The organism is Agrobacterium sp. 5Ca39, assembly GCF_055382365.1.
Genome location: NZ_AP026436.1, coordinates 1,094,413 through 1,120,945, shown reverse-complemented (window position 1 = coordinate 1,120,945; position 26,533 = coordinate 1,094,413). Strand labels below are relative to the sequence as shown.

At 58.8% G+C, this 26,533-nt stretch carries 28 protein-coding genes and 1 riboswitch; of the genes, 11 read left to right on the top strand and 17 right to left on the bottom strand.

All coding sequences use genetic code 11. The annotated features are described in order from the left end of the window. Positions 1 to 3: 3 nt before the first annotated feature. The 4 genes from gcvP to ACZ47E_RS05465 all read right to left on the bottom strand — a co-directional run bounded on the left by gcvP (position 4) and on the right by ACZ47E_RS05465 (position 4,988). Positions 4 to 2,868, bottom strand: a complete 2,865-nt coding sequence (gcvP, locus tag ACZ47E_RS05480; RefSeq protein ID WP_045534962.1) for an aminomethyl-transferring glycine dehydrogenase — start codon at positions 2,866 to 2,868, stop codon at positions 4 to 6. Beyond that, positions 2,868 to 3,230 (bottom strand): glycine cleavage system protein GcvH, encoded by a 363-nt coding sequence (gcvH, locus tag ACZ47E_RS05475; RefSeq protein ID WP_004441817.1) that lies wholly within the window; start codon positions 3,228 to 3,230, stop codon positions 2,868 to 2,870. Before gcvH ends, gcvP begins: the two co-directional genes overlap by 1 nt. A gap of 27 nt (positions 3,231 to 3,257) precedes the next feature. Beyond that, the gene (gene gcvT / locus ACZ47E_RS05470) at positions 3,258 to 4,397 is read right to left on the bottom strand and encodes a glycine cleavage system aminomethyltransferase GcvT (protein ID WP_006697442.1); all 1,140 of its coding nucleotides are present in this window, start codon (positions 4,395 to 4,397) and stop codon (positions 3,258 to 3,260) included. Between the two features lie 150 nt (positions 4,398 to 4,547). Then, a riboswitch (glycine riboswitch) is annotated at positions 4,548 to 4,635 on the bottom strand. A gap of 167 nt (positions 4,636 to 4,802) precedes the next feature. After that, positions 4,803 to 4,988, bottom strand: coding sequence for a DUF3008 family protein (locus ACZ47E_RS05465; RefSeq protein WP_006697443.1), 186 nt, complete (start codon positions 4,986 to 4,988; stop codon positions 4,803 to 4,805). Between the two features lie 171 nt (positions 4,989 to 5,159). Between ACZ47E_RS05465 and ACZ47E_RS05460 the strand changes: the two genes are divergently transcribed. Continuing rightward, the gene (locus ACZ47E_RS05460; protein ID WP_077986327.1) at positions 5,160 to 5,540 is read left to right on the top strand and encodes a hypothetical protein; all 381 of its coding nucleotides are present in this window, start codon (positions 5,160 to 5,162) and stop codon (positions 5,538 to 5,540) included. An 89-nt stretch (positions 5,541 to 5,629) separates the two neighbouring features. Next, positions 5,630 to 6,604 carry a copper chaperone PCu(A)C domain-containing protein gene (locus tag ACZ47E_RS05455; protein WP_278067517.1) on the top strand — a complete coding sequence of 325 codons (975 nt, stop codon included), beginning with the start codon at positions 5,630 to 5,632 and terminating at the stop codon, positions 6,602 to 6,604. Positions 6,605 to 6,816: 212 nt separating this feature from the next. On the opposite strand, the gene ACZ47E_RS05450 is transcribed toward ACZ47E_RS05455, so the two are convergent. Then, complete coding sequence (locus ACZ47E_RS05450; RefSeq protein ID WP_022556168.1) at positions 6,817 to 7,146, bottom strand: hypothetical protein; 330 nt, start codon at positions 7,144 to 7,146, stop codon at positions 6,817 to 6,819. A gap of 200 nt (positions 7,147 to 7,346) precedes the next feature. On the opposite strand from ACZ47E_RS05450, the gene crcB reads away from it, so the two are divergent. From crcB to ACZ47E_RS05420, 6 genes are all read left to right on the top strand, one after another. After that, on the top strand, positions 7,347 to 7,724 hold the full coding sequence (gene crcB / locus ACZ47E_RS05445; protein ID WP_006697447.1) for a fluoride efflux transporter CrcB: 378 nt from the start codon (positions 7,347 to 7,349) through the stop codon (positions 7,722 to 7,724). A gap of 66 nt (positions 7,725 to 7,790) precedes the next feature. Beyond that, positions 7,791 to 8,780 carry an RluA family pseudouridine synthase gene (locus ACZ47E_RS05440; RefSeq protein ID WP_022556167.1) on the top strand — a complete coding sequence of 330 codons (990 nt, stop codon included), beginning with the start codon at positions 7,791 to 7,793 and terminating at the stop codon, positions 8,778 to 8,780. Positions 8,781 to 8,786: 6 nt separating this feature from the next. After that, the gene (locus tag ACZ47E_RS05435) at positions 8,787 to 9,452 is read left to right on the top strand and encodes an HAD family hydrolase (protein ID WP_113380609.1); all 666 of its coding nucleotides are present in this window, start codon (positions 8,787 to 8,789) and stop codon (positions 9,450 to 9,452) included. Positions 9,453 to 9,484: 32 nt separating this feature from the next. Further along, a complete protein-coding gene (locus ACZ47E_RS05430) occupies positions 9,485 to 10,279 on the top strand; it encodes an ATP12 family chaperone protein (protein ID WP_022556166.1) in 795 nt (264 codons plus the stop codon). 60 nt (positions 10,280 to 10,339) lie between these two features. Further along, positions 10,340 to 10,828 carry a hypothetical protein gene (locus tag ACZ47E_RS05425; RefSeq protein WP_035208812.1) on the top strand — a complete coding sequence of 163 codons (489 nt, stop codon included), beginning with the start codon at positions 10,340 to 10,342 and terminating at the stop codon, positions 10,826 to 10,828. A gap of 217 nt (positions 10,829 to 11,045) precedes the next feature. Beyond that, positions 11,046 to 11,435 (top strand): RidA family protein, encoded by a 390-nt coding sequence (locus ACZ47E_RS05420; RefSeq protein ID WP_004441786.1) that lies wholly within the window; start codon positions 11,046 to 11,048, stop codon positions 11,433 to 11,435. Between the two features lie 58 nt (positions 11,436 to 11,493). Here the strand turns inward: ACZ47E_RS05420 and fghA are convergent, their stop codons facing one another. From fghA to ACZ47E_RS05405, 3 genes are read right to left on the bottom strand one after another with little or no spacing between them, the layout of a single operon-like run. Next, positions 11,494 to 12,327, bottom strand: coding sequence for an S-formylglutathione hydrolase (gene fghA / locus ACZ47E_RS05415; protein ID WP_278067518.1), 834 nt, complete (start codon positions 12,325 to 12,327; stop codon positions 11,494 to 11,496). A 28-nt stretch (positions 12,328 to 12,355) separates the two neighbouring features. Continuing rightward, positions 12,356 to 13,015, bottom strand: coding sequence for a DUF1345 domain-containing protein (locus ACZ47E_RS05410; protein ID WP_045534953.1), 660 nt, complete (start codon positions 13,013 to 13,015; stop codon positions 12,356 to 12,358). Between the two features lie 25 nt (positions 13,016 to 13,040). After that, positions 13,041 to 13,496, bottom strand: a complete 456-nt coding sequence (locus ACZ47E_RS05405; protein WP_004441780.1) for a YaiI/YqxD family protein — start codon at positions 13,494 to 13,496, stop codon at positions 13,041 to 13,043. 162 nt (positions 13,497 to 13,658) lie between these two features. On the opposite strand from ACZ47E_RS05405, the gene ACZ47E_RS05400 reads away from it, so the two are divergent. Next, positions 13,659 to 14,111, top strand: coding sequence for a DUF5680 domain-containing protein (locus tag ACZ47E_RS05400; protein WP_035208813.1), 453 nt, complete (start codon positions 13,659 to 13,661; stop codon positions 14,109 to 14,111). A gap of 50 nt (positions 14,112 to 14,161) precedes the next feature. Here the strand turns inward: ACZ47E_RS05400 and ACZ47E_RS05395 are convergent, their stop codons facing one another. Continuing rightward, on the bottom strand, positions 14,162 to 14,818 hold the full coding sequence (locus ACZ47E_RS05395; RefSeq protein WP_037092776.1) for a peroxiredoxin: 657 nt from the start codon (positions 14,816 to 14,818) through the stop codon (positions 14,162 to 14,164). Positions 14,819 to 15,036: 218 nt separating this feature from the next. Here ACZ47E_RS05395 and ACZ47E_RS05390 point away from each other — a divergent pair, with 218 nt between their 5' ends. After that, entirely contained in the window at positions 15,037 to 15,684 is a 648-nt protein-coding gene (locus ACZ47E_RS05390; RefSeq protein ID WP_278067519.1) for a glutathione S-transferase family protein, read from the top strand. Between the two features lie 45 nt (positions 15,685 to 15,729). Here the strand turns inward: ACZ47E_RS05390 and ACZ47E_RS05385 are convergent, their stop codons facing one another. Next, positions 15,730 to 16,359, bottom strand: a complete 630-nt coding sequence (locus ACZ47E_RS05385) for a DUF1062 domain-containing protein (RefSeq protein WP_464016908.1) — start codon at positions 16,357 to 16,359, stop codon at positions 15,730 to 15,732. Positions 16,360 to 16,831: 472 nt separating this feature from the next. Between ACZ47E_RS05385 and ACZ47E_RS05380 the strand changes: the two genes are divergently transcribed. Next, on the top strand, positions 16,832 to 18,007 hold the full coding sequence (locus ACZ47E_RS05380; protein WP_278067521.1) for a S41 family peptidase: 1,176 nt from the start codon (positions 16,832 to 16,834) through the stop codon (positions 18,005 to 18,007). A gap of 286 nt (positions 18,008 to 18,293) precedes the next feature. Here ACZ47E_RS05380 and ACZ47E_RS05375 read toward each other — a convergent pair whose 3' ends face one another. The 7 genes from ACZ47E_RS05375 to ACZ47E_RS05345 form a co-directional block, all read right to left on the bottom strand. Beyond that, positions 18,294 to 20,075 carry a chloride channel protein gene (locus ACZ47E_RS05375; RefSeq protein ID WP_004441767.1) on the bottom strand — a complete coding sequence of 594 codons (1,782 nt, stop codon included), beginning with the start codon at positions 20,073 to 20,075 and terminating at the stop codon, positions 18,294 to 18,296. 21 nt (positions 20,076 to 20,096) lie between these two features. Beyond that, the gene (locus ACZ47E_RS05370; RefSeq protein WP_142185454.1) at positions 20,097 to 20,927 is read right to left on the bottom strand and encodes an MBL fold metallo-hydrolase; all 831 of its coding nucleotides are present in this window, start codon (positions 20,925 to 20,927) and stop codon (positions 20,097 to 20,099) included. Positions 20,928 to 20,929: 2 nt separating this feature from the next. Beyond that, positions 20,930 to 21,712, bottom strand: a complete 783-nt coding sequence (locus tag ACZ47E_RS05365; protein ID WP_006697457.1) for a TatD family hydrolase — start codon at positions 21,710 to 21,712, stop codon at positions 20,930 to 20,932. 11 nt (positions 21,713 to 21,723) lie between these two features. Beyond that, the gene (gene metG, locus ACZ47E_RS05360; RefSeq protein ID WP_004441762.1) at positions 21,724 to 23,274 is read right to left on the bottom strand and encodes a methionine--tRNA ligase; all 1,551 of its coding nucleotides are present in this window, start codon (positions 23,272 to 23,274) and stop codon (positions 21,724 to 21,726) included. Positions 23,275 to 23,524: 250 nt separating this feature from the next. Further along, a complete protein-coding gene (locus ACZ47E_RS05355) occupies positions 23,525 to 24,550 on the bottom strand; it encodes a DNA polymerase III subunit delta' (RefSeq protein ID WP_037092765.1) in 1,026 nt (341 codons plus the stop codon). After that, positions 24,543 to 25,217, bottom strand: coding sequence for a dTMP kinase (gene tmk / locus ACZ47E_RS05350; RefSeq protein ID WP_037092834.1), 675 nt, complete (start codon positions 25,215 to 25,217; stop codon positions 24,543 to 24,545). Before tmk ends, ACZ47E_RS05355 begins: the two co-directional genes overlap by 8 nt. Before the next feature lie 137 nt (positions 25,218 to 25,354). Continuing rightward, positions 25,355 to 26,527, bottom strand: coding sequence for a D-alanyl-D-alanine carboxypeptidase family protein (locus ACZ47E_RS05345; protein ID WP_464016907.1), 1,173 nt, complete (start codon positions 26,525 to 26,527; stop codon positions 25,355 to 25,357). Positions 26,528 to 26,533 lie beyond the last annotated feature (6 nt).

Below are 26,533 nucleotides of genomic sequence, written 5' to 3'. Positions count from 1 at the left end.
AGCTTATTCGGCCGCCTCGGCATAGGCCTCCATCGGCGGGCAGGTGCAGATGAGGTTGCGGTCGCCATAGACATTGTCGATGCGGTTGACCGGCGACCAGTATTTGTCGATGCGGAATGCGCCGGGCGGGAAGCATCCCTTTTCGCGGCTATAAGGACGGTCCCATTCGCCGACGAGGTCCTCGACCGTATGGGGCGCGTTCTTGAGCGGATTGTTCGTCTTGTCCGCGCGGCCTTCCTCGATGTCGCGGGCTTCCTCGCGGATGGCCAGCATGGCATCGCAGAACCGGTCGAGTTCCGCCTTGGTCTCGGATTCCGTCGGCTCGATCATCAGCGTGCCGGCAACCGGCCAGCTCATGGTCGGCGCGTGGAAACCGCAGTCGATCAGGCGCTTGGCCACGTCATCGACAGTCACGCCGCAGCTGTCTGCCAGCGGGCGGGTGTCGATAATGCATTCATGTGCCACGCGTCCCGTTTCGGATTTGTAGAGCACGTCATAAGCACCCTTCAGCCGCTCGGCGATGTAGTTGGCGTTGAGGATCGCAACCTTGGTTGCCTGCGTCAGCCCTTCGCCGCCCATCATCAGGCAGTAGCTCCAGGAAATCGGCAGGATGGACGGCGAACCGAACGGGGCGGCAGACACCGCACCCTCGCGGCCGTCGGTCGCCGGATGGCCGGGCAGGTAAGGAGCAAGATGCGCCTTGACGCCGATCGGCCCCATGCCCGGACCACCGCCACCGTGCGGAATGCAGAAGGTCTTGTGCAGGTTAAGGTGCGAAACGTCGGAGCCGATATCGCCGGGACGGGCAAGGCCCACCATGGCGTTCATGTTCGCGCCATCAAGATACACCTGACCGCCATGCTTGTGGGTGATCTCACAGATCTCGCGAACCGTCTCCTCGAACACGCCGTGAGTGGACGGATAGGTGATCATGCAGCATGAGAGGTTTTCGGCGTACTGTTCTGCTTTTGCACGGAAATCATCAATGTCGATGTCACCGTTATCACGCACTTTCACCGGCACCACCTTCATGCCCACCATCTGCGCCGAGGCAGGATTGGTGCCATGCGCCGAGGTCGGAATGAGGCAGACATCACGGTGTGTCCCGCCATTGGCGAGGTGATAATTGCGGATGGTCAAAAGCCCGGCATACTCGCCTTGCGCACCGGAATTCGGCTGCATGGAGAAGGCGTCGTAACCTGTGACCGAGCACAGCTTTTCGGAGAGATCGTCGATCATCTCCTTGTAACCGAGTGCCTGATTGGCCGGTACGAAGGGATGGATGTCGGAAAATTCCGGCCAGGTGATCGGCAGCATTTCAGCTGTGGCGTTCAGCTTCATGGTGCAGGAGCCGAGCGGGATCATCGAGCGGTCGAGCGCCAGATCGCGGTCCGAAAGACGGCGGATGTAGCGCGTCATCTCGCTTTCGGCACGGTTCATGTGGAAGATCGGATGCGTCATGTACTGGCTGGTACGCAGCAGCTCCTTCGGCAGGCGATAGTCCGGCGTGAAATCCGAGACCGAGAAATTGCCGCCGAAAGCGCGCCAGACGGCTTCCAGCGTTGCCGGGCGCGTACGCTCGTCAAGGCTCATGCCGATTTTGGTGGCGCCGACCTTGCGCAGGTTCACCCCTTCCGCGACGGCCGAACGCAGGATAACGCCCTGCATATGGCCGACTTCGACCGTGATCGTGTCGAAGAAGGTCTCCGGCTCGATGGTGTAACCGAGCTTTTCCAGTCCCTTGGCCATCAGCACGGCCTTCTGGTGGGTCTGCTGGGCAATCGCCTTGATGCCCTGCGGGCCATGGAAGACGCCGTACATCGAAGCCATGACTGCCAGCAGTACCTGCGCCGTGCAGATGTTGGAGGTGGCCTTCTCACGGCGAATATGCTGCTCGCGGGTCTGCAGCGACAGGCGATAGGCGCGGTTGCCGCGCGCATCGACCGAGACGCCGACGAGACGGCCCGGCATGGAGCGCTTATGCGCATCCTTGACGGCCATGTAAGCGGCATGCGGACCGCCGTAGCCGACCGGAACGCCAAAGCGCTGCGAGGTGCCGATGGCGATGTCAGCGCCCATTTCGCCGGGAGATTTCAGCAGCGTCAGGGCCAGAAGATCGGCGGCGACGGCGGCAATCGCGCCCGTCTGATGCAGGCGGGAAATCAGGCCGGAGAAATCGCTGACATGTCCGTGCGTGCCGGGATACTGGAAGATCGCGCCAAACACGTCGACCGGATCGAGATCGGTGAAGGGGTTGCCGACAATCACCTTCCAGCCGAGCGGGGCCGCACGGGTCTCGATCAGCGCGATGGTCTGCGGATGGCAATTGGCATCCACGAAGAAGGCGGTCGCCTTGGATTTCGCGACGCGCTGGCACATGGCCATGGCTTCGGCGGCCGCAGTCGCTTCATCGAGCAGCGAGGCGTTGGCGACGTCAAGGCCGGTCAGATCGCAGACCATGGTCTGGTAGTTCAGCAGCGCCTCAAGTCGGCCCTGGCTGATTTCCGGCTGGTATGGCGTATAGGCCGTGTACCAGGCCGGGTTTTCCAGAATGTTGCGCTGGATGACCGGCGGCGTGATGGTGCCGTAATAGCCCTGACCTATCAGCGAGGTCAGGACCTGGTTCTTGTTTGCCGTCTCGCGAAGACGATCCAGCGCCTCACGTTCGGTCAAGGCCGCACCCCAGGTGAGAGGCACTTTTTGACGGATGGAGGAGGGAACGGTGGCGTCGATTAGCGCGTCGAGGCTCTTATAGCCGACGACCTTCAGCATCTCGGCCATTTCCGACGGCGACGGCCCGATGTGACGCCGGTTGGCGAAGTCATAGGGCTGATAGTCGGTGAAATGGAATTCGGTGGGCGTCGTCATTACGCGATCAGCTCCTTGTAGGCTGCCTCGTCGAGCAGCGTATCGGCATCTGCAACGTTGGAAAGCTTGAGCTTGAAGAACCAGCCGGCGCCTTGAGGATCGGAATTGACCAGCGAGGGGTCGTCGACGATGGCCTGGTTGATCTCGACCACTTCGCCATCCAGCGGACAATAGACATCGGAAGCCGCCTTGACGGATTCAACGGTTGCGGCTTCTCCATCCTTGGAGAAGGTGGCACCCACTTCCGGCAATTCGACGAAAACGAGATCGCCGAGCTGTTCAGCGGCGTGGCTGGTAATGCCAACGGTGGCGACATCGCCTTCGAACTTCAGCCATTCGTGTTCTGCAGTAAATTTCAGCATCGTGTTCTCTCCGGAGATGGGATGAAATTATCGTTTGTAGGTGGGCTTGATGAAGGGCAGGGCGGCGACGGTGACGGGCAGATATTTGCCGCGCACTTCCGCGAAGATCGCAGTGCCGGGAGCGGCGTAAGAAACAGGCACGTAACCCATGGCGACGGGGCCTTCGACCGAAGGACCGAAACCGCCCGAGGTCACTTCGCCGATTTCCGTCTTGCCTTCAGCATCCGCAAAAAGCTTCGAATGGCCACGCACCGGTGCCTTGCCCTCGGGCTTCAGGCCGACGCGGCGGCGCGATGTGCCGTCCTTCAGTTCACCAAGAATGCGTTCCGCGCCCGGGAAACCGCCTTCGCGATCACCGCCGGCGCGGCGCGCCTTCTGGATCGCCCATTCCAGCGAGGCTTCGATGGGGGAGGTCGTGGTGTCGATGTCATTACCGTAAAGGCAAAGGCCTGCTTCCAGCCGCAGGCTGTCACGCGCGCCAAGTCCGATGGCTTCGCAATCGGGATGTTCGAGCAAGGCCCTGGCGATCTCTTCTGCCTTGTCTGCCGGCACGGAAATTTCAAAGCCGTCTTCACCGGAGTAACCGGAGCGGGAGACGATGCAGGCAACATCGTGCAGCGGCACCTCCTGCACGTCCATGAATTTCATCTCGGAAACGCCCGTCCAGAGTTCGGCCAGTACCTCCTCGGCGCGGGGGCCCTGCAGCGCGATCAAGGCGCGGTCCTCGAGAAGGGTGATTTCGCAGCTGTCTGAAAGATGCGCCTTCATATGGGCGACGTCGGCATCCTTGCAGGCCGCGTTGACGACGACGAAAAGGTGATCGCCGCGATTGGTGATCATCAGATCATCAAGAATGCAGCCCTTGTCGTCGGTGAAGAAACCGTAGCGCTGGCGGCCTTCCTTGAGGCCGAGAATATCCACCGGCACCAGCTTTTCCAGTGCCTGTGCGGCATCGGCGTTGTTGCCGGACTTTGCCTTCACAATCACCTGGCCCATATGGGAGACGTCAAAGAGACCGGCTGAGGTGCGGGTTTGGAGATGCTCCTTCAAAACGCCGGCCGGATATTGCACGGGCATGTCGTAACCGGCGAATGGCACCATGCGGGCGCCCAGCGACAGGTGCAGGGAATGAAGCGGCGTGGTTTTCAGCGCGGCGGTATCGTCCAAGGACGCCTCCAGGGTTGCGCGAGCAATCGCGCGGGCTCAGGTCGTGGCGCAGATGCGCCGGTTCAAGAGCCCCCTCTGTCCTTGTCGCCTGAGATTGTTATCCCTTCGGCGAGCCGTCCTTATGAAAGGTGGCTTCTCTCCAGAGTTCCGTCGTCATCGCTGGTCCTTTTGCCTGAGAGTTTCCGGGGCGGTTGCTCCTTCGGCACCGCATTGAAGCGGTTTCTCCCAACGATGATGCGACGCTCATTATCTTCGAAGACCCGCTATTGGCAAGGACCAAATGACGCATCTGAACAGATTCTTGCTCCATCTGCGCCATCATCCCTCATCTCGTTCGCAACGACGTTTTGATATTGTCGTTCCGTCATCATTCCAACGAATGGGAATGGCGGTGGAAAGACGCCGTCATTCCGATTTTTTTGCCGGCAGACCCTTGCGTTTCGTTGAGGCAAAATCCTCAAGTTCCTTTTCCGTCATGGACTTCTCCATGCTTTTTGAAGCACCTTTTAAACTGGATTTCTTCGTTTCGCCCCTTTTGGCGGCGAGTGCTGCACCCGCAGCTTTCTGCTGGGCTTTCGATTTGGCAGGCATGTCATGTCTCCCTTAAACGATCCGTGTTGCAGGAAAATGCCGCCTTGCGGCGATTGTTCCTCATACACGTCAAGCCTGCGGCAAAATTCCCCTTTGAAATCGAAGGGAAGCGCGATATCGCATGAGATCATGGGCGCACATCGAAAAAGACGGCTGACAGGGATCGAGAAAATGCTTCGCATTTTCTGTGCAATCCTGATGCTGTCGCTCGGTTTTGCCCATAGGCCGGCGCTTGCCGCAGCCCCCGCAGTCGCGCTCGATGAGAGCTACCGGCTGCCTGATGGCACCTTTGCGGAGATCTGCCTCGGCCATGGCGGCGGGGTGAATGCCTCGCATGCCAAGGAGGGGCCCGCCCATTCGGGCGACGCGATCCTGTTTTGCGAGGCCTGCCTGCTGGCCTCGTCCATTCTTCTTCCGGTCCCCGACAAGGAAAGCTGGCTGAAGACCGAATTTGCCTGGCTTGAGAACCGCCCGTCCACCGATTGGCGTTTCCACCCGGTCCCGACGATCCGCAAACCGGTCGCACGCGGCCCGCCAGCCTTGTCCGCCTGATTTTTCATCTTACAGGATCATCGCCGCCGAACCGGTGGCAAGAAACGGCTGCTTGAACCCGAAGGGCTGGCAGTCGCAGGGACAGACAAATGAAAACCACCAAGATCATCACATCGACCCTTTTTATCGCCGCGGTTTCCACCGCGCAGGCTTCTGCCCACGCCACCTTCGTTGACGGCTCGGCCGAACAGGAAAGCACTGTCGTCGCCGCTCTTCAGGTGCCGCACGGTTGCGAAGGCGGGCTTGCCACGACGGAAGTGCAGATCAAGCTGCCGGAGGGCTTCATTTCCGCCAAGCCGCAGCCGAAGGCCGGCTGGGAGCTGGAGGTCATCAAGGGCGATTACCGGAAGGCCTATAAAAATCACGGCAAGGAGATCAAAAGCGGGCCCGTCGAAATTCGCTGGAAGGGCGGCAATCTGCCGGACGAATTCTACGATACCTTTGCCGTGCAGGGGAAGGTTTCGAGCGTCGAGGTGGGGCAGGAACTACCCTTCAAGGTGACACAGCTTTGCGGCGACGAGGGCAAGGTTTCCTGGGATGAAGTGGCTGCAGCCGGTGTCGATCCCCACTCGCTGAAAAATCCCGCGCCGACCATCAAGGTCACCGCCAAAGCCCATGCGGGCGGCCATGATCACGCAGGCATGAGCATGGATATGGATGTCGTGAAGGCTGGCAATCTCGAAGTGTCTGGCGGCGCGACGAAGGCCATGTTGCCGGGCCAGCCCGTCGGTGGCGGTTATGTGACGATCAAGAATGGCGGCGATAGCGACGACAAGCTGATCGGTGTCGAATCGTCTGCCGCCGGACGCGCTGAAATCCATGAAATGGCCATGGTCAATGAAGTGATGAAGATGCGCAAGCTGGACGAGGGCATCGTCATCCCCGCCGGTCAGACCGTGGAATTGAAACCCGGCGGCCTGCACATGATGTTCTTCGACGTGAAGAAGCCCTTTGCCGAAGGAGACAAAGTGCCGGTAACGCTGATCTTCGAAAAAGCCGGGAAGGTCGACGTCATACTGTCTGCGGGAGCTGCCAAGGGCGGCGGCGACCATCAACATAATTGACCAATGAAAAGCGGCTACCGGAACGCGTGACAGGTCCGGTAGCCGCAAGATTTCTCATTTGTCCGGTCTATTGTTTCGGCGCCGCGGCGGAAAACGGATGACGCTCGCTTTTGGTGATTTCCGGAAGCCAGGTGTAGATATCTAGAAACTCAACCTGACACCAAGCTGAATGCCACTCCCGCAACGACAGGATTGACCTCTAACAACCGACATCAGGATGTCTGCCTATCATCCTGATTCAAAAGAATATCATCTGCTTTTTGGGGGAGGTTGTTTTCCTCGTATGCCTCCACGGCCTGCTCAAGCGTCGCCTGCGGTTCCTGATGCTGGCTGGCGACGGTCAGGAAATAGAGGGTGAGGGCCGGTGGCTTGATCACAGTCATCATGCCGCGAAGCTGGAAGTCGTCGCTGTTCTCGGCCTTGCGCGCGAGTTCGTGAATGGCCTCTTCGACCTCGCTCCGGCGCGGCACGCGCTGTGACGGTTTTACAGCCTCCAGCGCATAGGCTGCCGTGTTCGCAGAAACGGAAAGAACCTGTGTCATCCAACCTCCGGCCATCGTTGCCGACCTTCAAAAACCGCAGGTTAGCATCTGCGTGTTGTTGGAAGGCTAAATCGCGGAGGCGCAATTTAATCGTATTTTAACAGCTGGCAGTGCCCGGCCAAGGGTTTCGCAGGCGGTTTACGTGGTCTAGAAATCCAAGCGGACCGTGAGGTCCGGCCGTTCCCTCCGGAGATAAATGCATGATCAATATAGTCCTCGTCGCAGCGGGCGGCGCAATCGGTTCCGTCTTCCGTTATCTGGTCGGCGTCTGGAGCGTCCGGCTGGCGGGGGTGAATTTCCCCTGGGGAACGCTTACGGTCAACGTGGTGGGTTCTTTCCTGATCGGTCTCCTGGTGGAGCTCGTGGCACGACGGCTGAATGCCTCGATGGAAATGCGGCTTTTTCTCGTGACCGGCGTGCTCGGCGGGTTCACGACGTTTTCATCTTTTTCGCTCGATGCTGTCTCGCTTTTTGAACGCGGCGCGCTCGGCCTTTCTGCCGTTTACGTTCTTGCGAGCCTTTCGGTTTCCATCGCTGCGGTTTTCGCCGGGCTGGCCTTGGGCCGCAACTTGTTCTAAAGGCTTGATCCAAACGGCGCGCCGAAGAAACGGCTGCGCGATCAGGACAGAGAGACTGGAAAATTTATGGCAGGTATCGAGCATATCAAGGTCGAGGCCGACGAGGCCGGTATGCGCCTCGATCGCTGGTTCAAGATTCACTATCCGGGGCTTGGGTTCGGGCAGTTGCAGAAGCTGCTGCGATCCGGCCAGGTGCGTGTGGATGGCGGCCGGGTGAAGACGGACGCGCGGGTGCAGCCGGGACAGATGGTGCGCGTGCCGCCGGTCGATTCCGATATGAAGACCAAGAGCGGTCCGATCGGCTCGAAGGACCTCAAACATTCCGCCGATGGCGAGCTGTTGGCACGAATGCTGCTGCATGAAGACGACAAGGTGTTCGTTTTCAACAAGCCTGCTGGCATCGCCGTTCAGGGCGGCTCGGGGGTGACCCGGCACATTGACGGCTTGCTGGAAGCCTGGACCAACCAGAAGGGCGAAAAGCCGCGTCTCGTGCACCGGCTGGATCGTGATACGTCGGGTGTGCTGGTGGTTGCCCGTACCAGAGGTGCCGCGCAAAAACTGACCGCCGCCTTCCGCGAACGCGACACCAAGAAAACCTATTGGGCGCTCGTCAAAGGCGTGCCGCGCAAGCACCAGGACAAGATTTCCACCTGGCTGGTCAAGGAACAGACGATCGACGGAGACCGCATGCGCATCGCCAAGCATGGCGAGGAGGGCGCCGATCACGCCGTGTCCTATTACCGCGTCATCGATACCGCCGCGCAGAACCTCGCCTGGCTGGAAATGGAGCCCTATACCGGCCGCACCCATCAGCTTCGCGTGCACGCGCTGCATATGGGGCACCCGATCATCGGCGATCCCAAATATTACATCGACGATCCAAACTGGGATTTTCCGGGCGGCATCCAGAAGCGCCTGCATCTGCATGCGCGCCATATCGACATTCCGCATCCGAATGGCGGCCGGCTTCGGGTCAGCGCACCCTTGCCGCCGCATATGGTACAGACCTGGAACCTGCTCGGTCTCGACGTGGCCGATGGCGATAGGGAAGACTGACGGCAGATGAAACTGGTTCTTTTCGATTGCGACGGAACGCTGGTGGACAGCGCGGGCCTCATCCATGCCGTCATGGCCGATACGTTCGCCGATTTTGGCAAGCCGCGCCCCGATATCTCCGAAACCAAGGCGATCATCGGTCTGACGCTGGATATCGCCATCGCCCGCATGCTCGGCAAGGCGCATGTGGATGACGAGGTTCAGGCGATGACCCAGCGTTATAAGGAAATCTACCATCCAATCCGTGCACGTCCGGGCATGATCGAGCCGCTTTTCGAGGGCATCGCCCCGCTGATCGACACCCTTTCAAGGCGGGATGACGTGCTGATCGGTGCGGTGACGGGCAAGGGGAGGCGCGGGCTGACCCACATTCTCGAAACCCATGGATTTGCCAGGCACTTCATTGTCTCGCGCACGGCGGATGATTGCCCTTCCAAGCCGCATCCGGCCATGGTGATGGAATGCTGCCATGAAACTGGCATGGTTCCGACCGATACTGTCGTTATCGGCGACGCGGTCTATGATATGCAGATGGCAAAAGCTGCGGGCGCAAAAGCGATCGGCGTCGCCTGGGGTTATGCGTCCATCGACGAACTCTGGACGGCGGGCGCCGATGCGGTCGTCAGCCACCCGCGTGAAATCCCGGTCTATGTTCCGACCGATAATCCCTAATTATCCTTTCTACCGACCGATGAGGATGTGCCATGCGTGATCTCCTGAACGACCTTTCGGAAGGCCTGAGCCACCCCGATCCGATCTTGCGCGCGCAGATCCAGATGCAGAAACCGCTGCCCAAGCGGTTCTACAAAGATGTGACGGTCGGCGAGGCGGCGGAGGAAGGCTTCACCATCCTTCTCGACGGTAAGCCGTTGCGCACCCCCGCCAAGAAGCCGTTGGTCGTGCCGTCGAGGTCGCTCGCGGAATTGCTTCGCGATGAATGGGACGCCCAGACCGAGGTCGTCAATCCGGTTGTCATGCCGGTGTCGCGCCACGTGAACACGGCCATCGACGGCGTCGCCAATGATACCCAGGCGGTTTTCGAGGATATATTGCGGTTTTCCTCCTCCGATCTCCTCTGCTACCGCGCTGGTGAACCGGAAGCGTTAGTCGCGCGCCAGACGGACCATTGGGATCCCGTGCTCGACTGGGCGGCCAATGTACTTGGCGCGCGCTTCATTCTGGTGGAGGGAGTCATGCATCGCGACCAGCCGCGGGAGGCTATCGCCGCCTTTGCAGTGACGCTAAAAAAATACGATACACCGATCGCGCTCGCGGCACTCCATACCATGACGTCGCTGACAGGGTCTGCCATTCTGGCGCTGGCGCTGGCGGAAGGAGAGCTGACGCTTGAGGAAGCCTGGGCGCTTGCCCATCTGGATGAAGACTGGACTGCGGAACAATGGGGTGAGGATGAGGAGGCGCTGGAGCGCCGGGCCGTCCGTCTCATCGACATGCGTGCCGCGGTCAATGTTCTGGAGTCTCTGACGAGCGCATCTTAACGCTTTTCTAACCCTGATCGACGATCATCAGGCTACCTCACGTAAGGGGAGCCACAGATCATGACAACCATGCTGAAACGCCTTGGCATCATTGTGCTGGCGTGTTTCATGCTCATGTCTTTCAGGCTTGAACCGGAAGCGACCAGTGCCGATCGGCTGCTTTACGACGTGCGCGGCGCGTTTGTTGCAGCACGACCGGATGTGGCGCCGGCGCTGATGCAGTCCATTCATGCGCAGGTTCAGAATGCGATCAAGACCACAGCACGGGGAGAGACCCGACCGCGCGTGGTGCTGACCATCCGCCTTGCATCCGTCACACGCGGTCCCTTCCTTTTCGGTGAAAAGGCCTCCGCCAAGGTCATCGTGCGGGCCGCCGCCGTGGCCACGGGCGAGGTGATCGCCGAAGCCAAATTCACCGCCACCGTCGTCAGCTTCGATGACGAGGCTTTAGAACAGGAGCTTGCTTATGGCGTTGCCGAGCGGGTGATCCGCGAATTCAGATTGAACCGGCCGGGTCCGACCACGCTGGCGACGGCGCTGTTTCCATAGATTGGACCAAAGGCGTGAGCGGGACTGCGGCAGTCATCCGCGCGCCAGCGCCGGAAACCATCTTCTGCTTTGACAAAGTGCGTCTCGATATTCACATACGTCACGTATCTCAATTGACATACGTCGTGTAGGTTACTATCTCACATACGCAACGTATGTGAATTGGGCGTCCGGAGTTTTTCTTCCGACGCCACTCAGCCAAAAAGAGAGATGCAAGATGAGCAAACGCGAGGCAATTTTTCCCGCAGACCGGCACGCGCTTTACGAACAGCACGGTTACTCCGCGGCAATTCGGTCGGGTGACCTTCTTTTCGTTTCCGGTCAGGTCGGCAGCCGTGCCGACGGAACGCCCGAACCCGACTTTGAGCGTCAGGTTCGGCTTGCTTTCGAAAATCTCGCGGCCACGCTCAAGGCCGCGGGATGCACGTTCGACGATATTGTCGACGTGACGACGTTCCATACCGACCCGCAGAACCAGTTCGGGACGATCATGGCCGTTAAGCAGGAGATTTTCAGCAAACAGCCTTATCCGAACTGGACCGCCGTCGGCGTCAACTGGCTTGCGGGCTTCGATTTCGAGATCAAGGTGATCGCCCGCATCCCGTGAGATGCGGTCGGCCTAAAGGGGCGGCGTTCGCAGGCGCCGCCCGCTTTGTGTTTGCGGCTTATCCGAGCCGTTCGGCATGCCACTTCAGATGATCGTCCATGAAGGTGGAGATGAAATAATAGGAGTGATCGTAGCGGTCGTGCAGGCGCAGCGTCAGGCCGATATCCGTGTCTTTGATCGCCTCTTCGAACAGCCATGGCCGCAGGCCCTTTTCCAGGAAACTATCGGCCTTGCCCTGATCGATCAGGAATTCGGGAAAACGCGCACCGTCCTCCACCAGTGAGCAGGCGTCGTATTGACGCCATGCCGCCCGGTCCGGTCCCAGATATTTTTCCAGCGCCGGTTCCGACCAGTCAGCGGAGGAGGGAGCCACGATCGGCGCGAAAGCGGAGCAGCTTTTGAACCGTTCGGGGTTTTTCAGGGCGATGGTCATCGCGCCGTGGCCGCCCATGGAGTGGCCGAAAATGCCCTGACGGCTCATATCGGCGCGGAAATGCTGGCCTACCAGTGCAGGCAATTCCTCCGTCACGTAGCTGTACATCCGGTAGTGCTCCGACCAGGGTTCCTCGGTCGCGTCGAGATAAAATCCCGCGCCTTTGCCCATCTGCCAGTTGGTCAGTTCATCTGGTACGTCATTGCCGCGCGGACTGGTGTCGGGGCACACGATGATGAGACCAAGTTCGGAAGCCATGCGGCGATACTCCCCCTTCTCCATGACATTGGCGTGGGTGCAGGTGAGGCCGGAGAGATACCACAGGACGGGGCATGGCTCGTGGATTGCCTTCGGCGGTACGTAAACCGCAAAGGTCATCTCGCATTTCAGGGTCTCGGATACATGGGAAAATACGCCCTGCATGCCACCAAAGGCCGTATTTTGCGAAATAATGTTCATGAAGCCATTCCTTTGAAAAAATCCCGGTTCAACCGGCAAGCGAGACTGCGGCATTGACGGCTGCCGCTACCAGAACCGTGTTGAAGAAGAAAGAGACGATGGAGTGCAGCAACGTGACCTTGCGCATGGCGGTCGTGGTCACACCCACGTCCGAGGTCTGCGCCGTCATGCCGATCACCACGGCGAAATAGAGAAAGTCGTAACCGCACGGCTCTTTGGTCGCGGGGAAGTCCATGCCGCCGCGATGCTGGCGCTTGCCGTCGACCGTGTGCGGACGCCAGTAAAGATGCGCGTAGTGCAGGGCCGTCATGGTGTGGATGGTCAACCAGCCGAAAATCACCGAGGCGAAAGCGATAACCAGCGTCCAGACGGTTTCACCGGTATGGTTTAGCGCCTGAAAAAGGGACACCACGGCGACGGTCACTGCCAGCAGCGTCACGGCGATGATGGCAATTGCGGGGAGATCGTCGCTGTCGGCATGGGCTTTCAGATGCTGCGCCGTCAATTTGGAAAGACGAAAGGCAACCAGCATCAGATAGGTCAGGAAGAAAGAAACTGCCGCGATTTCTATTGCCACGGAAGGCGCGAGAGCCAATGCAATACCGAGGCCGGAAGCCCCGACAAGAACGGCGATGAAAAAAGGTTGATGGCGGCGATAGGTATTGCTGTTGGAGCTGGCCGGGGTCATGGGTTGGGCCTTTCTGCTTGCGGCATCACTTTTTGACACGGCGGCAGAAACGGTCAAGCGTCTCCAGAAAAGCGGATCGATCGCGTGGCGAAAAAGCGGCATTATAGCCCTTGCTTTCACCGGTTTCGCGCAGATGTGCACCAAGGTCTCGCATCGCCGTTGCCATGCCGATATTCGACTGGTCGAAAACGCGGCCAGTCGGACCCGTCACCAGTGCGCCTTTGGCAACACAGCGTCCGGCCAGCGGCACATCGGCGGTAACGACGATATCGTTCTCGCCGGCATGATCGGCAATCCAGTCGTCCGCCGCGTCGAAACCGGCGGAAACAATGACATTTCTGACCATGGGGTCGCGGGACGGGCGCAGACCCGAATTGGCAACAAAGGTTACCTCCAGCCCATGCCGCTCCGCGACCCTGAGGATTTCCGGCTTCACTGGACAGGCATCGGCATCGACGTAGATTTGCGGATTTTGCTGCATGGACACTCTTTTGGATCGTTCTGCCACGCTTCTAAGCGCAAATGCTGCGATTACCAAGCCCGCGATTGGTAAATTGCGGGCGAGGCAAGGGCAGGGCATGGCGCTTGCGAAGGATCCGGAAATGAATTATGTTCCCTTTATGTTCTTTCCCAAGAGGGTTCCATGCTGGAAGAGTTCATAGTGAGGGCCAAGTCCGCCACATATGTTGGCGGGGGCAACAAATCCGCCACGCCCACTCGCACGGGATCGCATGATCTCGGCTATCGCGACGGAGACTGGCACTATATCGACAGCTATTTCGGCGGAACCGATTTCATCGGTCAAGAGGTCGTCTGGCACCGGGGGACAGCCATGTGGGCGATGAACTATCACGGCCGCATCCTCCGGCCCGATATGATCGACGCCACAACGGCCGGCATGGTCATTCAACGTTCCCTTTCCACGCTCTATCGGGAAGGGCGGTTTCTGGGCGGCTTCACGCACCCGGTGGAGAATTTGGTCTATGTCGACACGAATGCAGGCGAATTCCAGTCGTTCACCGGCGTCGAGCGCATTTATCTCGGACATTTCGAGACGTACCGGCTCGACTATCATGGCGGGATCATAAAGCCATGAAAATTGCGATGATGGGGCGATGATGTTTCGCCGCCCCATCAGGCTTCAAATCAGCCCGGCTGCTTCGTCTTGCGCAGATAGGGAAGAACCGTGTCATAGGAACCAAAACGCGCAATTGCATCCTCATTGGAGACGGCGGCGGTAATGATGACGTCTTCGCCTTGCTTCCAGTTGGCTGGCGTCGCCACCTGGTGTTTCGAGGTCAGCTGGATGGAATCGATGGCGCGGAGAATTTCCTCGAAGTTGCGGCCGGTGGTCATGGGGTAGGTGAGGACCAGCTTGATCTTCTTGTCAGGACCGATGACGAAGACCGAGCGTACGGTGGCGTTATCGGCCGGCGTGCGGCCTTCCGAGCTGTCGCCGGCGCCGGCCGGCAGCATGTCGTAAAGCTTCGCGACCTTCAGGTCCTTGTCGCCGATCAGTGGATAATCGACATTGAAGCCAGTGGCGGTGCGGATGTCGTTCTTCCATTTTTCATGGCTTTCGACGGGATCGACCGAGATACCGATGATCTTCACACCGCGCTTTTCGAATTCCGGCTGCAGGCCGCCCATGGCGCCGAGTTCGGTGGTGCACACCGGCGTAAAATTCTTCGGATGCGAAAACAGGACCGCCCAGCCATCGCCAATCCAGTCGTGAAAGCTTATCGGACCATGGGTGGTCTCGGCGGTGAAGTCGGGCGCTATATCGTTGATACGCAGGCTCATCTGGTGCTTTCTCCCTAATCATTTGAACTGAAAACTGATGGTGCGGCAATCCGTCTCCAGCGCAGGAGCTTAGAGTTTTTGCGTGAAATGGCCAGCCCTTTAGCGTGTGCCGACAACACGATGCGTTGTTTTCGCTCATTCCGGCGCCTATTGTGACACCACGCCGGGCGACAGAATTGCGGGGGCAATTTTGCATGGGGGAGTGATGGAGAACCGCAATGACAATCACCATTACCGCCTTTGAACGCTCGCCCGATGGCGGCAAGGGTCTTGCCCGCGACATGCGTGTCCGCTGGGCACTGGAGGAAGTGGGGCAACCGTATGAGGTTCGCCTTCTTTCCTTCAAGGCGATGCGGGAGCAAGGGCATCTTGCACTTCAGCCCTTCGGGCAGATCCCGACCTATGAGGAGGGCGATCTCGTCCTGTTCGAATCCGGTGCGATAATATTCCACATAGCCGAGCGCCACGCCGGCCTGTTGCCGCGGGGAGCGAACGCGCGGGCGCGCGCGATCATGTGGATGTTTGCGGCGCTCAGCACCGTGGAACCGCCGATAGTCGAGCATTTTGTCGCCGGTTTTGTCGAAAGGGACAAGAGCTGGCATTGCGAACGCCTGGAGATCGTCGATGAACGTATTCGCAAGCGACTTAGCGAACTGTCCCAGCGACTGGGTGAGGGCGAGTGGCTCGACGGCGCGTTCAGCGCGGGCGACCTGTTGATGATATCGGTGCTGCAACGGATAAAAAGCTCGGGCATTCTCGATGAATATGCGAACCTTGCAGCTTATGTGGCGAGAGGCGAGGCGCGTCCCGCCTACCGACGCGCATTTGCCGATCAGCTGGCGGTTTTCAAAGCCGCATCGAACTGATTGATACGCATCGCGAGGGCCCGAACTTCAGGCCCTCGCAGTGCGCTAGCACCCCGCCGTGACAGATTTCCACAAACATACCGGATCGAAGCCATCGCACCGCTCGATCACGATCCGCGTGCCGTTTTTCACCTGGCGTCGCCATGGATTGGAGGCGGCGCCGTGCGTGCGAATCCGGCCGCCGCGCTGAAGCCTTTGTAGAAGCGACCGCGAGAGCCCGAGCTCAGACGCCAGCAGGCGGTCGAGGCGTATACCGGTCTGGAACGGAACGATGAGATCAATTTCCGCCACGGCCCAATCCGGAGATTCATCCCGTATCTGTTTCACGATATCGAATTCGGGAAACTCGTCGACGCGCGGCGATCTGCGTCTCAACGCCTCGAGATTGAACGTTTCCAACCTTATCCATTGCGGGTCATTGTTCTGCAGCGCCTCGAGAACAGAAGGGCTGATGTCGCGAATAGTCCGCCGCTCAAAGATCGGCCGGTTCCAGCTCCTGTCGCATATCCGGCATCTGTATATGAGCCAGGCATCCAGCTTGCGGCCATTGGCATTGAGGCGGGTCTTGCCGCTCGGCTGAAATGGCCTCGCTTCTCCGCATCCGCTGCAGGCAATCCAGGGCTGCGGCGCGGTTCTGGGTGTAACGGTCCACTGGACCCGAAATATATTGCACATAGTCGGTTGGTCTTCCATTCGGAAGTCCACCAAGATGGTGCAGGAGAAAACCCATGCGGGAACGGCGTGGCGGTGTTCTGGAGTGGTGAAGAGCTGAAACAGCATAGCTGCGCAGGGCACATTGTAACGATGCCAGACCGGTCTCTTGCCACCACCCGATGAACATGATCATGCGGCGACAGCCGGTGGCTATCCGCACAGGGTGAAACTGGATTGAGACCGGTATTTACTTAGGCAAAGTCTACCTCGATGCGCCAATGCTCTTCGCTAGGAGCAATAACAGATAAACGGCGGCAGATGGAGTCCCTCATAGAAAAGACGACCAAGTTCTTATCTTTGGAATATTTATAATAAATACAATGGTTTGTATGCTAATATTAAACTCATATAAGAATTGCATTTTACGGGAAGAGGGAAGGTCTGGCTCAAGCCCAATCTGGACATCGACAGAGAGCTGTGCGCATCGTGAATCATGTCGCTGATGCAAGACCTCGAGAAAATTCTGGACACTGTCCTGCCAATCGATCCCAGCTTTCGGCGCATCGAACCGGCGATGATAGACCGCTGCATTTATGATACCCGACGATACGCTTTGGAGGGCTCCAAAGAGGCCTTTCTGTTTTCCGCGATGCGCCTGCTTGCGCTTCCCGACAACGGACACACACGGTTGATCCCGAACGATTCCATTTCGGTGCTCCCGCTGAGGTTTGTAAGCGTTGGAACGGGGGTGCAGTTAACTGACACGGCACTGGAAACAACTGTGCCAAGAGGGGAGCTGATAGCAGTCAACGGCATACCCCTTGGTCAGATTGAAGCCGCCGCAGGGAAATTTCTGGCGGGAACGCGCCAGCGGAAACGGGTGATCGGACCGATTCTCCTCGCATGGCCATATGCATTGGCCCATCTCGGGTTTTCTTCAAAAGAGAGTAGCACTGAATATCGCCTGAAAGGCGAGAATGGGCAGATCACCGACGTGAAAGTGGAGAACCGGTTTACCGTTCCGGCATCGATGCTCTACCCGAGAAACGAGCATGGCAAGGCTGACCCGGCCTGGAAACCTCGGACATTTGTGGAGATTGAGGACCGGCAGGAGTTTGGGCTTTCAATATTATTGCCGAGTTTCTTCGACCCAAGCGAAAGTGCGCTGCCGAAAGCCATCTCCGCTGCAGCGGAGCGCGTGAGAACCTGCGGGAACAACAAACTCTTGATTGATGTTCGCGGAAACACCGGTGGCGATTTTCTTCAAACTATGCCCTTGATCGACGCCATCTCTGAAAACGCAGGCAGGCAGGTTGTTGTGCTTGTCGATAAGTGCACGTTTTCTGCAGCGATAGTATTTGTGGCCATTCTCAAACATCGTCTGGGACTCAGGCTCAAGCTCGTCGGGGAAGAAATGGGCGACGGCTTGACGTTTTTTGCCGAGGGAGGGTTGCTCGATTTGCCGACCAGTGGAGCGGTCGTTCGATACTCATCAGCCTTTCACGACTGGGAGAACGGAACCAGCGACGAAACCACACCGGCTGAGATCGCACAGCAAATTGTTCCTGCAGGAAAACTGCATCTCGATTTGGAATGGATCGAAGGGCCTGCCGCTGAGGTTTCACAAGAAGCGTTCCATCAGCGAGTTTTAAAGGTTCTGTGTGATTAGACGAGGGGCCATTTATGCCAGCGAGCGATCTGGCTTCTCTCATCCATGCCGGTATTGGGACAGGCGTGTTTCACTGACTGTGCCTTGCAGGAGACAACCCATAGGAACATTTGCAGGTTGACGTCATTCCCGAACCCGCCAGCACGCATACAATAATCGCATAAGATAGATTATGGAACTTTTTGTGCTTGATTACCGGGAATGCCGTAAGCTGTCAGATCGCAGCGCCGTTGCCCTCATCATTGAAAAGCGCCGCTTGTCGCATTGATAGCCATATCCAGGTCGATCATAACTCTCCTGATGCCTCTCGGCGTCGCAGATCGAGCTCTTCACTGTAGCGTCTCAGCGTGTGACTTTCGGTAAGCAGGCCAACGGGACGATTTTCGATCTTGTCGTTGACGACGACGAGTGCTTCGCTTTCTGCCGCGTCAAAGGCTGCCGCCGCCTGCCGTGCATTCATGGTCGGCAGCAATACGTCGTTCTTGTAGTGCAGATAGGTCTCGAGGCTGATCTTGCTTGGGTCGCGATCCATCGGATCGGCATAGATTTCCGGCACGAGAACGATCCCGGCATAACGCCCGTCATCGTGGGTCATGATGACCCGCTGCGTCGAACCGAGCGGGAACTTCTCCTTGAAGGCCGGAAGCCCCATGCTGACATTGGCCTTGCGGATGTCAGCGCGCATCATCTTGCCCACCGTCAGGTCGCGGATCCAGCCGATGTCATGGGCGCTGCGAATGCTCTCACCGCGCAGGTGAAAACGCCAGGTGGCGAAGGAGTAGCCGAAGGTGGTGCGCACCACCAGCGATGTGGTGATGACGGCGGCAAGCACCAGCGCCGTAATCTGGAAGTCGCCGGTCAGTTCCAGCGCCAGAAATGTCATTGTCAGCGGACCACCGATGATGGCGGCGGCAAAGGCGCTCATGCCGATCACGGCGTAGACGATCGGGGCCGTCGAGCCATAGCCGATATAGGGCGCGCAGAGTGCGAAAATCTTGCCGAGCAGCGATCCCATGAACAGCGAGGCGAAAAACAGGCCGCCGCGGAAATTCGAACCTATCGAGATCGCGCTGGCCGCCGCCTTCAACAGGAACAATCCTGCAAGCCCGTAGATCGTCAGGTCGGCATCGATGTTGAGATGCAAGGCTCCATGGCCGCTCGAGAGAACCTGCGGTGAAATCAACGCCAGCCCACCGACAACGATGCCGCCAAGCGTAGGACGCAGCCAGCCAGGAATAGCGCTTTTGCGCGCTGTCTCCTCAATGAAGGACACCGCCTGCATGAGCACGATACCGATTGCCGCGCACACAACCCCAAGGAAAATAGCCGGCACGTAATCGGCGGGCGTCACGCGGCTGGCATCGACGATATCGATGGAAAGGCCATGGCCGCCAATCAGGCCGATAACGGTTGTCGCCACCAGCGCCGAAACGATCAGCGGGGCGAGCGTGACGACTGTATAGGTGCCGATGATGAGTTCGATGGCGTAAAATGCGCCAGTCAGAGGCGCGTTGAAGGCGGCCGCGATGGCGCCCGCGGCGCCGCAGCCAACGAGGATGCGCATGTCCCCTCGCCTCAGTTTCAGCTTGATGCCGATCTTCGATGCGACGCCGCTGGCAATCTGCGTGTAGCCCGCCTCAAGCCCGACAGATGCGCCAAAACCGTTGGAAACGATGTTCTGCACGCAGACAATGATGCTGTCCGTGAGCGACAGGCGGCCACCATGCAGCGCATTTGCCTCGATGGGGTCGACCATCGGCTTTTTGCGGGTTTTGGAGAGGATGAAGATGATCAGCCCAAGCAGGACACCGCCCATGATCGGCCCCACCAGCACGATCTGTCCGGAAAGATCGCTGCTGCTCAGACGTTCGACGCCAAAGACGAGCACATGCAATGCCGTGCTCAAAGCGCCGATCAACGCCACCAGCAGGCCGGCTGCGATGCCGATGAGCACGGCAAGCGCGACGAGGCCGAGTTCGCCGCGTCGGAACATGGCGCGCAGGCGGCTGGCGCGCAGATTGTCGAAGAAGCTCGCCATACTCGGTGCACGGAAAGGCTTAGTCGACATGCTGTTCCTTTTCAGGCGGCGTCAGGCGGCTTCGAGATCGATCTCAATTTCGAAACGCATCTGATCATAAGCCGGTTCAACATGATCAGGCGTTTCCTGCATCACCGTCTCATAATCGAGCGGAATATGCATGTGGGTCAAGATCGCCCTTTTGGGTGCCAGTGTTTCGATCCAGCCGAGCGCCTGTTCGAGTGATAGATGGCTGGGGTGGTAGCGATATTGCAGGGCGTCGATGATGAGCACCTCAAGTCCGGCGAGTTTCGGCAGGCTTTCGGCCGGAAAATCGCTGACGTCGGTGCAATAGGCCACATCACCAATGCGAAAACCCAGAGAATGGACGTCGCCATGCTGTTGCATATGCACCCCAAAGGCGATTGGTCCTCCTGCTCCATCAATAACAACCGGCTCGTTGATATCGGCAATCAGATAGGGTCGGACAATCGGTGGATAATTGCTGCCCGCCGGCGTCTCGAGACAATAGGCAAAACCATCGCGGATGCGCGCCATGGTAATGGGATCGGCATAGATCGGGACGCGGCTTTTCTGGAGTGCAAAATAGATGCGCAGATCGTCAATGCCATGCAGATGGTCGGCATGAGCATGGGTGTAGAGAACGGCATCGATAGCCTCCACCTTCGCGGCGATCATCTGCTCGCGAAAATCAGGACCAGTATCGATCACAACGGTCGTTTTGCCGCCATCAGGACCGATCTGTTCCACCATGAAGGCCGCACGCGTGCGCCGGTTCTTCGGATTATCGGGGTCGCAGGCGCCCCAGTCGCCGTTAATGCGCGGCACGCCGGGTGACGAGGCGCATCCGAGAACCGTGAAGCGGCGACGGTAGATTGCCACGCCTACACCCTTGTCATCTTGGAAAAGCAGCGGAAGGCGTTTTCGGTGGTGATCTCGGCCATCCGCTCGAAGGAGATGCCATGCACCTCGGCCAGAACCTCCGCGGTATTGACGACGTAGGAAGGCTCGTTGCGTTTGCCACGCCAGCGCTTCGGCGCAAGATAGGGTGCGTCCGTTTCTACAAGCAGCCGGTCAAGAGGCACGGTTGCAGCGATATCGCGAATATCCTGCGACTTTGGGAAGGTCAGAATGCCCGAGAAAGACACATATCCGCCAAGCTCGACACCCGTTTTTGCGAGCTCGGGACCAGCGGAAAAGCAGTGCAGAATGAACGGAAATGCGCCCTTCCCGCTTTCGGAGCGCAGGATGGCGGCCATGTCGTCATCGGCACTGCGGCTGTGAATGACAAGCGGCAGCTTCGTTCGTCTCGCCGCCTCGATATGGCGAAGAAGGCCGGTCTTCTGGTCTTCGGGCTTCTGCGTGTCGTAGAAGTAATCCAGACCCGCTTCTCCGATCGCCACGATCTTCTCATGACTCTCGGCAAGCTGCACCAGCTCATCGGCGGAGATATCCAGTTCCTCATCGGCATTGTTCGGATGGGTGCCGACCGAGCAAAAGACTGAGGGATATTTTTCCGTGATCTTCAACAGCTCCGGCAGACGACGCACCCGGGTCGAGATCGTCACCATCTGGCTCACGCCGGAGGCATGAGCACGAGCGATAATGTCGTCGCGCTCTGCCTCAAAATCAGGAAAATCCAGATGGCAATGGGTATCGATCAGCATCGTGGTCGCCTTCACGCTTCCGGCGCGACGTAACGCGGAAAGACTGGCTTCGGAGCTTCCAGTGGTGTCCCCGGCACCAGACGACCGGCTTCGCCCAACGCCGCGAAGTCGCGCTTGTCGGCTGGCGCCGCAACGAGATCGAGCAGCTTTTCGCAGGAACCCGGCATGATGGGCTGCAGGAGAATGCCGATCTGGCGCACAACTTCCGCCGTGACGTAAAGCACGGTGCCCATCCGCTCAGGGTCGGTCTTTTTCAGCGCCCAAGGCTCCTGAGAGGCGAAATAGCGGTCGGTCTCGGAAACGACGGCAATGATGGCGGCTACCGCGCGGTGGATGAGCTGCTTGCCCATCTCCTCACGGCAAATGGCAAGCAGACCGTCTGCAGACGCCAGCATCGCCTTGTCTTCGTCGGTGAACGGACCGGGTGTGGGGATATTGCCGTCGCAATTCTTGACGATCATCGACAGCGAACGGCTGGCGAGATTGCCGATGCCATTGGCAAGATCGGCATTGATGCGGGTGGCAATGCCCTCTTCGCTATAGCTGCCGTCCTGGCCGAAGGAGACTTCGCGCATGAAGAAATAGCGGACCTGATCAAGGCCGAAATGGTTCACCAGATTGGCGGGATCAACGACATTTCCGAGCGACTTCGACATCTTCTCGCCCTTGTTGAGCAGGAAGCCATGTGCATAAACGCGCTTGGGCAGCGGCAGCTTCGCGCTCATCAGGAAGGCTGGCCAGTAGACGGCGTGAAAACGAATGATGTCCTTGCCGATGATATGCACGTCGGCCGGCCAATACTTCGCCCGCGGTCCGTTCCTGTCTTCGAGGTAACCCGTTGCGGTGATGTAGTTGGTCAGTGCATCGACCCAGACATACATCACGTGCTTCGGATCATTGGGAACCTTGATGCCCCAGTCGAAGGTGGTGCGGGAAATCGACAGGTCCTTCAGACCGGATTTCACGAAGGAGATGATTTCGTTACGGCGTTCCGCCGGACCGATGAAGTCGGGGTTTTCCTCATAGAGCTTCAGCAGCTTGTCCTGGTACTCGGAGAGCTTGAAGAAATAGCTTTCCTCCTCCACCCATTCCACCGGCGTGCCCTGCGGGCCGTAACGGACGCCATCGGCGCGCACTTCCGTCTCGTCCTCGGCGTAATAGGCCTCGTCACGAACGGAATACCAGCCGGCATAGCTATCCTTGTAGATGTCGCCGCTCTCGGCCATCAGGTTCCAGATATTGCGCGAGGTCTCGTGATGTCGTTCTTCCGTCGTGCGGATGAAATCGTCGTTCGAGGCGTTGAGCAGCTTGCCCATCTCGAGAAACTGATTGGAATTTCGTTCCGCGAGTTCTTCCGGCGAAACGCCTTCCGCACGTGCCGTCTGCTGCATCTTCTGGCCGTGTTCGTCGGTGCCCGTCAGGAAGAACACATCCATTCCGTCCAGGCGCTGAAAGCGTGCCATGGCGTCCGTTGCGATCAGTTCATAGGCATGGCCGATATGCGGCTTGCCGTTGGGATAGGAGATCGCGGTGGTGATGTAGAATGGTGTCTTGTCTGTCATGACGGTCTATCGACTTTACGCGCTGTTTTTTGGATAGACCGCTCTTAAACCATTGTTCGCAGCAGCGAAAGAAAAAGCTACCGAATTGGTACACTGATATCAATATTGCCGACTATTCGTCATCCTCGGGCTCGAGCCGAGTATCCATTAATTTCAGCGGGTTGTGGATTCCCGTGTCAATCCCGGGGGTAATGCGGCTTAGAGTGGGCCAATCCGAAAAGGCAACTTCGGTCCTCACGATTTTCCGGCCTTAGACGCCCCGGATATCCTCAAGAATGGAAATCACCATCTGTTTCTTGTCAAGATTATAGGCCTGCGCCACGGTGATGCGTTCCGAGAGCGCCGAAGAAAGCCGTGCCAGCCTTTCCGCAGCCGTGATATCGCCCGTCATGGCCGCCGCGCGCGCGCGCGCCATCAGATCTTCCGTTACATGTTCCATGAAAAAACCGAGGACGATGTCGCCATCCTTCTGGGCCAGGATCTCGGCGAGCTTGTGCATCTGTTTGCGGGCGCCCGGCCCGTCGGCATTCATGACTGCGGCAAGGGCCTCGACAATATCGGAGCCGCCGTAGTTCAGCAGCTTCAGCGCCTGCGCAACGCTACCCTTGGAGGCGGCAAGCAGGGCATCGCGCTTTTCCTCCGAGAGATTTATGCCGAGATGATCGAGCGCCTGCACCATGGCCGAATCCGAAAGCGGCAGCAGCCTGAGCGGCATGCAGCGTGAGCGGATTGTCGGCAGCAATTTTCCCGGTGCGTGGGAGAGCACGAGAAACATCGCCCTTTTGGGCGGCTCTTCCAGTATTTTCAGGATCGCGTTCGCGGCATTGCGGTTGAGATCATCGGCGGGATCGATGATGACGATGCGCCAGTTGCCGGTGCCCGAGGTCTGCGAGAAAAAATGCCCTGCCCGTCGCACCTCGTCCACCGTGATGGCGGATTTCACGCGGCCGGTCTTTTCATCCACGGGCCGGGTGAGATGCAGCAGGTTATGCGAGGCGCCGGCGGTGATCTGCCGGCTGACCAGCGACTGCGGATCGGGGTCTGGCAGAAACTCCGGCGCCGACAAAGGATCGGGATGGTTCAATACATGATTGGCGAAACGGAAAGCGAGCGTCGCCTTGCCGATGCCCTCCGGCCCTTCGATGAGAATGGCATGATGGCCTTTGCCAGAGCGATAGGACTGCGCGAGAAACGCCTCCGCCTCCTCATGGCCAAAAAGCGTCGTGTTCTGCTGCGGCGCGATTGCACCGTCGAGAACGCCCTGGACCTCACTCATGCGCCCTGCCCGCCTCGGTCCCCAGCTGTTCGAGCAAGGGCTCGACGAAGGACATGACATCCTCCGCAACTTTTTCTTCCGGCTGATCGGCATTGACGATGCGGCAGCGACGCGGCTCGGCAAGCGCGATATCGAGATAGGCTTCCCGCCGCTTCTCGTGGGTTTCGATTTCCTCTTTCTCGAAGCGATCGGGCTTCGCGCCTTCTTCCGCACGCTTTCTGGCGCGGGCAAGGCCTTTTTCGGCAGCGATATCGAAAATCAGTGTCAGCTCCGGAACGACGCCATCAATCGCGATGCGCTGCAGCGTCTCGATGAAATCCGGCTCCAGATTGCCGGTCGTGCCCTGATAGACGCGGGATGAATCGAGAAACCGGTCGCAGAGCACGATCTCGCCGCGCTCCAGCGCAGGGCGAATGACCTCTTCGACGTGATCGTTGCGCGCGGCGGCGAACAGGATAGCTTCCATCCGGACGCCAAAGGGCTCCGCCGCACCGGATAGGAGAACATGTCTTACGGCCTCCGCACCCGGCGAACCGCCGGGCTCACGCGTTACGACCACCTTGAAGCCACGATCGCGAAGCGCCTCGGCAAGCGTGCGAATCTGCGTCGATTTGCCGGCGCCTTCGCCGCCTTCGAAGCTGATGAACAATCCGGTCTTTTCGGCCAATGTCACGTCCTGCAAGGAATTCACGTCAATGTTGAAATGCCTGTTTACAGCATCGGACCGAAATGTGTGAAGCGCTTTTCAGAAAAACCGGTGCCTGAACAAAAGCATAGGAGAAATGGCGCGTGCTGAACCGCACTTCACAGCCAGAACAGCAGAAGTTCTTTCAATGCTCCTGCGGCATTCTGGGTGAGCGAACCCTTGTTCACCCGGCTCTTCGTATAGAGCGGCACTTCGCGCATTAGACGCTCGCCCGAGAATATCTTCAGCGTTCCGGCATTCGCCCCGACATCGAGCGGCGCGTTCAGCGGCCAGCGATAGACGATACGTCCGGAGAGGCGTTCCGGATTGTTGACGGGCACCAGGACGCTGACATCGTCCTTCGGAGAAAGGTCGACATAGGAGGCATCGCCGCCATACACGCTGACGGAGCCAACCACTTCATCCTTGCTGAACAGGCGGCGTTTTTCGAAGGCGGTCAGGCCCCAGTCCACCACTCTGCGCGCTTCCTCCTGCCGCGTCTTGTCGTCTGCGATGCCGGCAAGCGCCAGATAGATGCGGCGCCCTTCCCGCTCCGCCGAAACCACGGCGGCGAAACCGCTGCCTTCTGCAAAACCGAGGCCAAGACCGTCTATACCGCTTCCCGGCATCAGCAACGTGTTCTTGTTGCGCTGGAAAATCCGGTTCCATTCGAAGTCCGGCTTCGTAAACAACGAGTAGCGGTCGGGATAGGTGTCATGCAGATGCTGGGCAAGGCGCACCATGTCCCTGGCAGTCGTCTGGTTTCCGGTATCGGGAAGTCCGGTGGAATTGGCAAACGTGCTGCGGTTCATGCCAAGTTCGCCTGCCCGTGCCGTCATGCGCTTGGCAAAGGCAGCGTCCGATCCCGCCATACCTTCGGCGATGATGATGCAGCCGTCATTGGCGTTCTGCACGATGATTCCGGTCAGAAGGTCATTGATGCCAACGGAGGATTTCAGGGCGGCGAACATGGTTGACGTTCGCGATGGGGCCCCGCCCGTGCGCCAGGCATATTCCGAAACGGGATAGGCCGTTTCCGACGCCAGCTGTCCTTTCGACAGCGCATCCAGCACCACCTCCACCGTCATCAGCTTGGCAAGCGATGCGGGCGGAAAGGACTGATCCTCATTTTGGGCAAGTAGCACCGTACCGGTCTCGGCATCGATCATATAGGCCTGCTCGGCCTTGGCGATGAAGGGCGCAGTCTGCGATTGCGCCGCGCCGGCGCTCAAAAATGCAAAAGCGACCGCCGCGACGGCCGACAGATAGGAGCGATGAAAGGTCTTGCGCATGAAACC

Coding starts and splice junctions, on each gene's coding strand:
- gcvP (WP_045534962.1), bottom strand. CDS start 2,868: ATGACGACGCCCACCGAATTCCATTTCACCGACTATCAGCCCTATGAC.
- gcvH (WP_004441817.1), bottom strand. CDS start 3,230: ATGCTGAAATTTACTGCAGAACACGAATGGCTGAAGTTCGAAGGCGAT.
- ACZ47E_RS05465 (WP_006697443.1), bottom strand. CDS start 4,988: ATGCCTGCCAAATCGAAAGCCCAGCAGAAAGCTGCGGGTGCAGCACTC.
- ACZ47E_RS05460 (WP_077986327.1), top strand. CDS start 5,160: ATGCTTCGCATTTTCTGTGCAATCCTGATGCTGTCGCTCGGTTTTGCC.
- ACZ47E_RS05455 (WP_278067517.1), top strand. CDS start 5,630: ATGAAAACCACCAAGATCATCACATCGACCCTTTTTATCGCCGCGGTT.
- ACZ47E_RS05450 (WP_022556168.1), bottom strand. CDS start 7,146: ATGACACAGGTTCTTTCCGTTTCTGCGAACACGGCAGCCTATGCGCTG.
- crcB (WP_006697447.1), top strand. CDS start 7,347: ATGATCAATATAGTCCTCGTCGCAGCGGGCGGCGCAATCGGTTCCGTC.
- ACZ47E_RS05440 (WP_022556167.1), top strand. CDS start 7,791: ATGGCAGGTATCGAGCATATCAAGGTCGAGGCCGACGAGGCCGGTATG.
- ACZ47E_RS05435 (WP_113380609.1), top strand. CDS start 8,787: ATGAAACTGGTTCTTTTCGATTGCGACGGAACGCTGGTGGACAGCGCG.
- ACZ47E_RS05430 (WP_022556166.1), top strand. CDS start 9,485: ATGCGTGATCTCCTGAACGACCTTTCGGAAGGCCTGAGCCACCCCGAT.
- ACZ47E_RS05425 (WP_035208812.1), top strand. CDS start 10,340: ATGACAACCATGCTGAAACGCCTTGGCATCATTGTGCTGGCGTGTTTC.
- ACZ47E_RS05420 (WP_004441786.1), top strand. CDS start 11,046: ATGAGCAAACGCGAGGCAATTTTTCCCGCAGACCGGCACGCGCTTTAC.
- fghA (WP_278067518.1), bottom strand. CDS start 12,327: ATGAACATTATTTCGCAAAATACGGCCTTTGGTGGCATGCAGGGCGTA.
- ACZ47E_RS05410 (WP_045534953.1), bottom strand. CDS start 13,015: ATGACCCCGGCCAGCTCCAACAGCAATACCTATCGCCGCCATCAACCT.
- ACZ47E_RS05405 (WP_004441780.1), bottom strand. CDS start 13,496: ATGCAGCAAAATCCGCAAATCTACGTCGATGCCGATGCCTGTCCAGTG.
- ACZ47E_RS05400 (WP_035208813.1), top strand. CDS start 13,659: ATGCTGGAAGAGTTCATAGTGAGGGCCAAGTCCGCCACATATGTTGGC.
- ACZ47E_RS05395 (WP_037092776.1), bottom strand. CDS start 14,818: ATGAGCCTGCGTATCAACGATATAGCGCCCGACTTCACCGCCGAGACC.
- ACZ47E_RS05390 (WP_278067519.1), top strand. CDS start 15,037: ATGACAATCACCATTACCGCCTTTGAACGCTCGCCCGATGGCGGCAAG.
- ACZ47E_RS05385 (WP_464016908.1), bottom strand. CDS start 16,359: ATGTGCAATATATTTCGGGTCCAGTGGACCGTTACACCCAGAACCGCG.
- ACZ47E_RS05380 (WP_278067521.1), top strand. CDS start 16,832: ATGTCGCTGATGCAAGACCTCGAGAAAATTCTGGACACTGTCCTGCCA.
- ACZ47E_RS05375 (WP_004441767.1), bottom strand. CDS start 20,075: ATGTCGACTAAGCCTTTCCGTGCACCGAGTATGGCGAGCTTCTTCGAC.
- ACZ47E_RS05365 (WP_006697457.1), bottom strand. CDS start 21,712: ATGCTGATCGATACCCATTGCCATCTGGATTTTCCTGATTTTGAGGCA.
- metG (WP_004441762.1), bottom strand. CDS start 23,274: ATGACAGACAAGACACCATTCTACATCACCACCGCGATCTCCTATCCC.
- ACZ47E_RS05355 (WP_037092765.1), bottom strand. CDS start 24,550: ATGAGTGAGGTCCAGGGCGTTCTCGACGGTGCAATCGCGCCGCAGCAG.
- ACZ47E_RS05345 (WP_464016907.1), bottom strand. CDS start 26,527: ATGCGCAAGACCTTTCATCGCTCCTATCTGTCGGCCGTCGCGGCGGTC.